This is a genomic window from Streptosporangium minutum (assembly GCF_002149035.1).
Taxonomy (GTDB): domain Bacteria; phylum Actinomycetota; class Actinomycetes; order Streptosporangiales; family Streptosporangiaceae; genus Streptosporangium; species Streptosporangium minutum.
Map to the genome: position 1 here is coordinate 22722 of NZ_NGFP01000094.1, position 9107 is coordinate 31828.

Annotated in this window: 8 protein-coding genes and 1 pseudogene; all 9 read right to left on the bottom strand. The window is 69.5% G+C overall.

Going from position 1 to position 9107, the window contains the following annotated elements:
* Positions 1–27: 27 nt before the first annotated feature.
* Positions 28–1743, bottom strand: coding sequence for a dipeptide ABC transporter ATP-binding protein (locus CA984_RS20840; protein ID WP_086574900.1), 1716 nt, complete (start codon positions 1741–1743; stop codon positions 28–30).
* Positions 1733–2593, bottom strand: coding sequence for an ABC transporter permease (locus tag CA984_RS20845; protein WP_086574902.1), 861 nt, complete (start codon positions 2591–2593; stop codon positions 1733–1735). Before CA984_RS20845 ends, CA984_RS20840 begins: the two co-directional genes overlap by 11 nt.
* Positions 2590–3537: an ABC transporter permease gene (locus CA984_RS20850; RefSeq protein ID WP_086574915.1), complete on the bottom strand. Its 948-nt coding sequence runs from the start codon at positions 3535–3537 to the stop codon at positions 2590–2592. Before CA984_RS20850 ends, CA984_RS20845 begins: the two co-directional genes overlap by 4 nt.
* The gene (locus CA984_RS20855; protein ID WP_086574904.1) at positions 3537–5087 is read right to left on the bottom strand and encodes an ABC transporter substrate-binding protein; all 1551 of its coding nucleotides are present in this window, start codon (positions 5085–5087) and stop codon (positions 3537–3539) included. The genes CA984_RS20850 and CA984_RS20855 overlap by 1 nt, the downstream gene beginning before the upstream one ends.
* Positions 5088–5181: 94 nt before the next feature.
* Entirely contained in the window at positions 5182–6711 is a 1530-nt protein-coding gene (locus CA984_RS20860; protein WP_086574906.1) for a serine hydrolase domain-containing protein, read from the bottom strand.
* 98 nt (positions 6712–6809) lie between these two features.
* Entirely contained in the window at positions 6810–7010 is a 201-nt protein-coding gene (locus CA984_RS44830; RefSeq protein WP_108724601.1) for a transposase, read from the bottom strand.
* Positions 7011–7049: 39 nt separating this feature from the next.
* Positions 7050–7214 (bottom strand): annotated as a pseudogene (locus CA984_RS49295) (transposase); the annotation flags it as partial.
* A 77-nt stretch (positions 7215–7291) separates the two neighbouring features.
* Positions 7292–7831 carry a hypothetical protein gene (locus tag CA984_RS20870; protein WP_242676075.1) on the bottom strand — a complete coding sequence of 180 codons (540 nt, stop codon included), beginning with the start codon at positions 7829–7831 and terminating at the stop codon, positions 7292–7294.
* A gap of 285 nt (positions 7832–8116) precedes the next feature.
* Positions 8117–9107: serine hydrolase domain-containing protein (locus CA984_RS20875; protein WP_133061726.1), on the bottom strand; the 991-nt coding region annotated here is incomplete at its 5' end.

A 9107-nucleotide genomic window follows, 5' to 3' on the forward strand; every position in this document is an offset into this window, starting at 1 on the left:
TTCCGCTTTGTGTATTTATATGAAATCTCATGGAACGGCTGTGACGAGCCGACGGGTGTAGTCGTGCGCGGGGGCGTCCAGGACCGTCGCGGTGTCACCCTCCTCGACGACCTGTCCCTTGAACAGCACCACGGTCTTGACCGCGATCTGCCGGACCACGGCGAGGTCGTGGGTGATGAAGAGCATCGCGGTCCCCAGCTCCCGGCCGAGGCGGCGCAGCAGTTCCAGCACGTGGGCCTGGACGGAGACGTCGAGCGAGGCTACCGGCTCGTCGCAGATGAGCAGCGACGGCCGCACCGCCAGCGCCCTGGCGATGGCCACCCGCTGCCGCTCGCCGCCCGACAGCCCTTTCGGCCGCCGCGTGGCGTAAGCAGGCGGCAGGCCGACCAGCTCCAGCAGGTCGCCCGGCGCGAGCCGGCCCTCCGGTTCGGCCTGCGCCGCGGCCTCGGCCAGGGTCGCCCCCACGGTCATGACGGGATTGAGCGAGGTGCTCGGGTCCTGGAACACGCACTGGACCAGCCGATGGACCCGGGCCCGCTGCTGGCTGGTCAGGGCCCGGCGGCGGGTGATGTCGAGGCCGTCCAGCTCGATGCGCCCCTGGTCGGGGGTGACCAGGCCGAGGAGGGAACGGGCCAGCGTGGTCTTGCCTGAGCCCGACTCGCCGACCAGTCCGACCGTCTCCCCGGCAGTCACCCGGAGGCTGACGCCGCCGAGCGCGGTGTGCGTGCCGTACCGCTTGACGAGGTCGTCCACGACGAGCAGCGGCGCGCCCGAACCGGTGGGAAGCGTGGCGGTGGCGACGTCGTGGGCGGTGATCCGCGGGATGGTGTCGTGGACRCACGCGGTGAGGCGGCCGCTGCCGATCTCCCGGAGCAGCGGGCGGGAGGCGCGGCATTCCGCGCTCGCGTGCTCGCACCGGGCGGCGAACGCGCACTCCGACGCCACCTGCGCGGCCGACGGCACACTGCCGGGGATGCCGATGAGGCGTTCGAGCGTGTGCTCCACCGAAGGGAGGGCGCGCAGCAGCCCGGCTGTGTACGGGTGGGCGGGCGTCTGGGCCAGCGACGTGCCCGGTCCCTGTTCGAGGACACGTCCCGCGTACATCACCGAGACCCGGTCGCACAGGGCGAAGGCCACCCGCAGGTCGTGGGTGATGAGCAGCACGCCCATGCCGCGGTCGGCCTGGACCCTGGCCAGGAGGGCGAGGATCTCGTGCTGGGTGGTGGCGTCCAGGGCGGTGGTGGGCTCGTCGGCGATCAGCAGTTCCGGGTCTCCGGCCAGCGCGGCGGCCAGGGCCACACGCTGGCGCATACCGCCGGAGAGCTGGAAGGGGTAGCGCCCGGCGACGGACGGGTCGTCGATGCCGACCTCGGCCAGCCTGCGCGCCACCGTCTCGCGGGTCGCCCGGCCCGGCGTCGTCTCGGCGATGTGCGCCCCGGCCGTGCGCAGCGGGTTGAGCATGGAGAACGGATCTTGCATCAGCAGCGAGACGCGCCGGCCCCTGAGGCCGCGCAGCACCCGCTCGCCGGTTCCGGCGATCTCCAGCCCGCCGACCCGGATGGAGCCGGAGGCACGCAGGCCCTTGGGCAGCAGCCCGATGGCGGCCCGCGCGGTCAGCGACTTGCCGCTGCCCGACTCGCCCACCAGCCCGACGGTCTCCCCTGCCGCGACGGTGAGCCCGACGCCGTCGACGATCGTCCCGGCGGGACCGGTGATCGTCAATCCGTTGATCTCAAGCAGCATCGGAGAGCCTCTCGAACAGCCGGTCGCCCAGCAGGGTCGCGGCGGTGGCGGCGATCGTGACCAGCGCCGCCGGGACGACGGAGGCCCACGGGTTGAGGTCGAGCAGCGTGCGGTTCTCCTCGATCATCAGCCCCCAGTCGGGGGTCCCGGCGGGCAGCCCGATGCCGAGGAACGACAGCCCCGAGAGCGCGACCAGCGCGGCGACGAAGCTGAGCAGCGCGGCCGCGACGACCGTCGGCGCGACGTTGGGCAGCAGGTGCCTGAACATGATCCGCCTTGGGCTGAGCCCGAGCGTGCGAGCGGCCTCGGCGTAGGCCAGCTCGCGCTGGGCCATGGTCAGACTGCGGATCACGCGGATGTCGCCGGGGGTGAACAGCACGGCCAGAGCGAGCACCGCCCAGCCGATCCCGCCGCCCAGTACGCCGACCATGACGATGAGGACGAGCATGCCGGGCATCGCGATGAGCAGGTCGACCACCCGCATCATGATCGAGTCCACCCAGCCGAGCCGGAACCCGGCCAGCAGCCCGAGCGTGGTACTCAACGCGCACGTGCACAGGGTCACGATCACCGGCCAGAACAGAGCCGAGCGCGCGCCGGCCAGACAGCGCGAGAGCACATCGCGGCCGAGGTCGTCGGTGCCCGCCCAGTGCGCCCAGCTCGGCATCGACGCGCCGAGCGCGAGGTCCTGAGCGGCCGGGTCGTAGGGGGCGATCCACGTGCCGCCGATCGCGGCCAGCGCCATGAGTGTCAGCACCGCCGCCGACACGATGGTCGTGAACCCCAGCTTGGTACGGCGCAGCCGCGCCGCCCGCCCCCCGAGCAGCGGCGTTCCCGAGATCGCGGTCATGAGGCCACCGCCCCGTGCCTGACCCGCGGGTCCACGGCCAGGTAGGCCAGGTCGATCAGGAGGTTGACCACGACGACCACGGCGCCGCCGAGCAGCACGAGAGCCTGGACGACGGGGATGTCTTTTTGCGCGACGGCGGACACGAGCAGCTCCCCGAGCCCCCGCAGCCCGAAGGCCCGTTCCACGAACAGTGCTCCAGTGAGGTTGGCGGCCAGCAGCAGCCCGCCGACGGTGAGGACCGGCAGCGCGGTGTTGCGCAGGGCATAGCTGATCCAGACGCGTGGCAGGCTCAGCCCGCGCGCCTTGGCGAAGGTGAGGTAGTCCTGCCCGGCCAGATCGAGGGCGGCGGCACGCATCTGCCGCACGACGATCGCGGCCTGCCCGGTGGCCAGGGCCACCGCGGGCAGGGTGAGGTGGGAGATCCGTTCGGCCACCGTCTCCCCCGCGCCGAACACGGGGAACCAGCCGAGCGTGACGGCGAAGCCGTACAGCAGCAGGATGCTCATCGCGAACGGCGGGATGGCGACCGCGATCAGAGCCGTGAGCGTGATGCCCTGGTCGAGCGGGCTGCCGCGGCGCATGGCGGCGGCCAGGCCCATCGGGACGCCGACGCCGATCGTGAGGATGAGCGCGTAGCCGGCCAGGCCCGCGGTGACGGGCAGGCGGTCGGTGATGACGTTCGTGACGGACTCCCGCGTGTAGATCGAGGTGCCGAAGTCGCCGTGGAGGGCCCCGCCGAGCCAGGACAGGTAGCGCTCGTGGAGGGGATCGTCGAGGTGGAACTGCGCCCGGATGGCGGYGCGGGCCTCGGGGGTGGAGGGGCGCGGGCCGAGCAGCACGCGCTCAGGGTCGCCAGGAGCGGCGACCAGCATGACGAAGCTGAGCAGCGACAGCACCCCGAGCAGCAGAACGGCTACGCCCAGGCGCCGGGCGAGGAAGGCCATCACACACCGGCCGGGCGCACGGCGCCGAGAACGTTGATCGTCCACGTGCTGATCTCGCCGGTGAAACGCTTGTTCAGCGCCACGGGCAGATCGAGGTGGTAGAGCGGCAGGTAGGGCACCTGATCGGCCACCTCGGTCAGCACCTTCGTGACCGCCTCCCGCCTGGCCTCCCCCTCCAGGCCGCCCACATCGTCAAGCGTGGCGTCCAGGGCGTCGCTGCCGTACCCGCTGAAGTTGAAGCCCTGCGGCTTTGCCGAGGCGCGGCTGAGCAGGTCCGGCAGGACCTCGCCCGGGTCAGGAGTGCCGTAGACGAGGTCGACCATCTGCACCGCCAGGTCCTCGTGCTGCATGCGCTGCGTGTGGTACTTCTCGGTGGGCTGCGACTTGAGCTCCAGCGTGATCCCGATCTTGGCGAGGTCGGACGCGACGGCCTGCATCGCCTTGCCGAATTTGTCACCGGCGTCGTACGGCGTGGCCAGGGTGAAGCCGTCCGGGTAGGCGGACTTGGCCAGCTCCGCCTTGGCCGCCTGGAGGTCGTGCGCGTAGGTGCGCACGGTGGGCGAGGCCGAGCCGTACAGGGCGGTGAGCTGCGGCTTGGGCAGCAGGAGGTCGGCCTGGGATCCGTGCCCGCCGGTCATCAGCTGGATCAGGGCGGCCCTGTCGACGGCGTGCGCGATGGCGCGGCGCACGTGCACGTCCTTGAGCGGGCCCTGGTTGACCGCCAGCGACAGGTAGGCGATGTTGTCGGCCGGGAAGAAACTCGTGGTGACGTCGGGCATGGAGGTCCACTTGCGCGCCTCGCCGGGCCGTACGTCGGTGGTGCCGTCGACCTCGCCGGAGGAGACCGCCAGGCGGAGCGTCTCGGGGTCGGTGATCGCCCTGACCTCGATCTTGTTCAGCGCGGGCTTGGGACCCCAGTACAGCGGGTTGCGTTCCAGGGTGACGCCCTGGGTGAGGCTGAACTTGGTGACCTTGAACGGGCCGGAACCGAGCGTGCCCACCTCGGGCGAGCCCAGGTCCCGAGGGTGCGCCTCGGCCAGCTTCTTCGGCACGATCTGCCAGGCGAGCGCGGTCATGGACAGGAAGGCCTGGTTCGGCCTGGACAGCGTCACCTTGACCGTTCGCGCGTCGGTGGCCTCGGCCTTTTTGACCATGGTGGTGTAGCTGGCCGCCTGGGAGGCGACCTTGGGGTCGTTGTGGCGGCTGAGGGAGTAGGCGGCGTCCTCGGCCGTCACCGGGGACCCGTCGCTGAACTTCACGCCCTCACGCATGGTGAAGATGTACGTGAGGGGGTCGGGATGGGTCCAGGACTCGGCGACGCTCGGCAGCACCTCCCCCTTCTTCCCGAGGGTGATCATGGTGTCCAGGACGGCGAACTGGACAAGGGTGGAGGCGGTGTCGAATTTATGGGCGATGTCGAGGCTGGTGGGCGACTCGCTCGTCCCCCAGCGCAACGTGTCTGCCTGATTCTGCTTCGACCCGGCGCAGCCTGCGGACAGCAGGAGGAGGGCGGCCATCGCGATCCTGGGGAGCGCGGTTGCGGATGTCATGCAATCGGACGTTAGAAGGCGGACGTCCCGCGTTCACTGACTCGTGCGCCAAACTCCTGGCGGCCCCCCTCGTCCTGCAGGCCAACCGGTGGTGCTACACCAGGCCAGGGGGGATGCCCACCGGCTTGGTCCCCTCCGGCTGGGCGATGAGGCGCATGCGCCGGAAACCCTCGCCGCTGATCGTCAGATCGCCGCCCGCGTCCAGACGGAGGGTGAAGGGGCCCGCCCGCCAAGCCCCCGCCGGGGCAGGCTCGGTGTCGAGTTCCATGGTCAGCCCCATGGTGAACCTGCCGTCCTTGATCACGGCCAGCACGTCGTACTCGTCGCTGAGCCAGGCGCCGTCCGGGGCCCTGTCCTCGCCGGGGGCCGAGCATGGCGTGAAGATCATGGGGGGCTCGTCCCGGCGGGTGTTTCCCATGACGAGGTCGCCGTCCTCGACGGCCAGCCAGATCGAGGCGGCATTACCCACGCCGTACCAGCGGCCGTCCGCGCCCGGAATGAACTCGATCTCCTGAGGCACGATGACGACCCGGCCTTCGCCGGCCTCGGTGAGGGTGATCGGGGCATCCGTCGCCTCGTGATACCAGTGCCCCACGACCGGAGCGGGGATCTTCTTACGGACGACACGTTCCTGCCGGCCGGTGAGCTCAAGGGCCAACCGGCGGCTGAGACCGACCGGGTCCAGCGCGCTCTGGTTGGTCAGCACCGCGACGCCGAGATCGGGCCCCGGCAGGTAGAGGAGGTTGGAGACGTACCCCTGCATGCCGCCCGTGTGGCCGAACGCGTCGAGCTCGCCCACTTTCGAATAGAAGATCCCCTTCGCGTAGCACAGTACGGTCCCGTCGGCCAGCACCCCCCGCTCCAGCAGCGCGTCACGCAGCCGCGTCCCCAGCACCCGCCCGTCCGACAGGAATCCGAACCACGGCGCGAGCTGGCTCACACTGGTCACCAGGCCGCCGTCGCCCACCGCCCCTTCCTCGGTGTCGGCCCTGACCGGTCCGGCCGCATACCCGAACGCCATCCGCGGCAACGGCGCCGAGGCGTCGTCGCGGTAGACGGTGTCGTCCATGCCGAGCGGCCCGAACACCCGTTCGGCCGCGAACTCGGCCAGCGACTTGCCGGTCACCCGCCTGACCACGACGGCCGCGAGCACGTAGCCGGTGTTGGAGTAGGAGAAGGCGGTGCCCGGCTCGAACGTCGTCCTGCGGATGCGGCTGAGGATCTTCATGAGCCGCTCCTCGGACAGCACCTGGAACGGGACCCCCGTGATGGCCTGCAGGGCGTACCATTCCGGGAGGCCGCCGGTGTGGTGGAGACACTGGGCGATCGTGACCTCGCGCTCCAGAGACAGCTCCGGCACGTGCTTCCTGACGTCGTCGTCCAGGCTCAGCTTGCCCTCTTCGGCCAGCATCAGCACGCAGGCCGCGGTGAACTGCTTGGAGGCCGAGGCGATGTCGAAGCGGGTCCTGGCGTCGATCGGGACACCGAACTCCACCGTGGCCACGCCCCTGGCAGCGGTAAACAGCGCCCGGCCGCCGGAATAGATGCCCACCGCGAGGCCCGGGGCGTCCGGCCCGTCGGGGGTGAAGTCGGCGATGGCTCGTTCTACCAGCTCAAGATTCATGTCTTCCAGTATCTGAATCTCCGCACTTGCCGAATTTGGCCTCCCCTGCAAACTTTAGGCCCCCGGGCTTGGAGCCCCGCACACCAGCGTCGGGCCGATCAGGCGACCGGGCCCGATAGCGGCACCTCCGGCGCTGGATGGGCGTGCTTGCACATCGTCACCCAGTTATTGAGCGTGCCGGTGTTCATGTCGGACTCGCGCGCCGCCGGCACGATCGACCGGTCTTCCATCACCATTCGGACGATCTCTTGCCCGACCTCAGGAGAGAAGCTTCTACGAGGTCTTGTCAGCGGACCCATACCCTCCCGGACTATTTTTCAGCTTACGGTGCTGACCGTCTCACGCCAGGCCACGCCTTTGTGGAGGACATGGACGACACCGGCCAAGACCATACGGTCATCGATCGGCCGACGTCCAGGGTGGCGCCGGCGACGCGGCGGATGGGGCGGCAGTAGCGGCGCCACCCGCTCCCACCGATCATCAGGGACCAGTTCGGCAGACACCTGCACGACCTTGTCGAGATCCGATCTCCATCGCCGGCCGCCACGCCGCTCTCATTTTGAGACGGTCAGTTACTCCACTAGTTGAAACAGTCCTGCTTGTTGAGCGCGATGCCGTACTCGGTGACCTTGCCGTGCGTGACGCCGAAGGTGTAGTAAGCCTTCTTGTTGCCGGGGACCGGGATCACATAAAAGCCGTGGACGTCTTTCTTGATGCGCGGGTAGGCCGCCTTCACCTGCTTGGCGGTGGAGCCGATCTTGATGCCTTCAGGGGTTTTCATGCCCTTCGCGGCGAAGATGGCGGCCAGTCCCACGTTCGGCGAGATGTAGATGCCGACCGAGTCCTTGGGGGTCGGGAACTTCTTCAGATCCCAGCCGGAGCAGCCGCCGTTGCCCGGAATCTTCTTGACGACGTCCCCCGTCGCCTTGGCCTGTTTGGCGGTCATGCCGAACTTGACGGCACCATATCCGTAGGGACCCAGCGTCGGCTGCGTCTGGGCGTCCGCCGCGGTGGCGCCGGAGACCAGCAGCGAGCCGGCGAGGAGCGAGGTCCCGATCATCGTCTTCATCATGTTCTGCTTTGACTGCGGAACGCCGGTAAAAGTTCTGAGCAGAGTCACTTTTTCCTTGGTGACGCCGACCCGAGCGGGGGTCCTTGCAGGTCCCCCTCGAGGCAGCCCGGTGTGGACAAGATCGCGCTACGGCTTGCTTGTCAGGGTCAGACGGACGGACGGCCCAATCAGCGAGGTACCGGACACGTACTCCAGGTAACGGCAGACGGCAGCACCTCGGTGAGCGGGGAGACGTCCCTCATGGATGACTTTGCCCGCTGCCCGACCCGCCGTGCGTCCCCGACCTGCCGGCCGACGTCCCCGACCTGCCGGCCGACGTCCGTGACCGGCCCGTCAGGAGAACGCCGTCATGATGATCTTCATCATCCTCGGCTTCACGCTCTCGGACTTGGCGTCCACCGAGTTGTAGGAGTAGACGAGTGTGCGGGGCGACTCGCCCGCGCCCGCCGGGTTGCGCAGCCCGCCGATGCCCGTGAGATAGCCGTACCGCCCGCCGGTCTTACCCCACAGGACGATCCCGCCGGGCATATCCATCCGGGTCAGCCCCATGCTGTAGTTCGCCTCCTCCTTCGCGTCGCCGTACATCCTGACCTCCTTGGGCGGAACGGTGAACATCTGCTCCAGCTGGGGCGCCGGGACGACGTCGCCCCGGAAGAGCGCCTTGGTGAAGCGTTCGAGGTCGGCGGTCGTGGACACGAGGTTGCCGGCCGCCCACTCCATCGAGTGCCCCCAGACGGTCACGTCGATCGTCTTGCCGTCCAGCACCTGGTAGCCGTTCGTGTGCGGGCCGTGGAGGAACGGGTCGTCGGTGGGCAGGGAGGTGTGGCGCAGTCCCAGGGGGCGCAGGATCCGCTCGCGCACCTGCCGCTCGTAGCTCGACCCGGTGATCTTCTCGATCAGCATCCCTGCGACGGTGTAGTTGATGTTGAGATAGTGCTGCGCGGTACCCGGCTCGAACTCCATCTTGTCCTGTACGGCCAGCGCCACGATCCGCTCCGGTGTCCAGTGCTCGAAGCGGCGCTTGTAGATCCAGGTGAACCCGTCGGCCGTCTCCTCGGCCGGCAGTCCCTTGGTCTGGTCCGCCGGGGGCAGGCCGCTGGTGTGGTTGAGCAGCTGGCCGACCGTGACCGGCCGGTAATTCTCGGGGAGCAGGCCGGGCAGGTAGTGCTGGACGGTCTGGTCGAGGTCCAGTCTGCCTTCGGCGACGAGCTGGAGCACCACGGCCGCGGTGAAGACCTTCGTCACGCTTCCCGCCCGGAAGCGGGCGTTGGCGGGCACCGGCCGTCCGGAGTGCAGGTCCCGCACCCCGGACACGCCCCGCCAG

What these genes read in the sequence shown, in the direction of transcription:
- CA984_RS20845 (WP_086574902.1), bottom strand. Translation starts at nt 2,593, where the DNA reads ATGACCGCGATCTCGGGAACGCCGCTGCTCGGGGGGCGGGCGGCGCGG.
- CA984_RS44830 (WP_108724601.1), bottom strand. Translation starts at nt 7,010, where the DNA reads ATGGGTCCGCTGACAAGACCTCGTAGAAGCTTCTCTCCTGAGGTCGGG.
- CA984_RS20860 (WP_086574906.1), bottom strand. Translation starts at nt 6,711, where the DNA reads ATGAATCTTGAGCTGGTAGAACGAGCCATCGCCGACTTCACCCCCGAC.
- CA984_RS20855 (WP_086574904.1), bottom strand. Translation starts at nt 5,087, where the DNA reads ATGACATCCGCAACCGCGCTCCCCAGGATCGCGATGGCCGCCCTCCTC.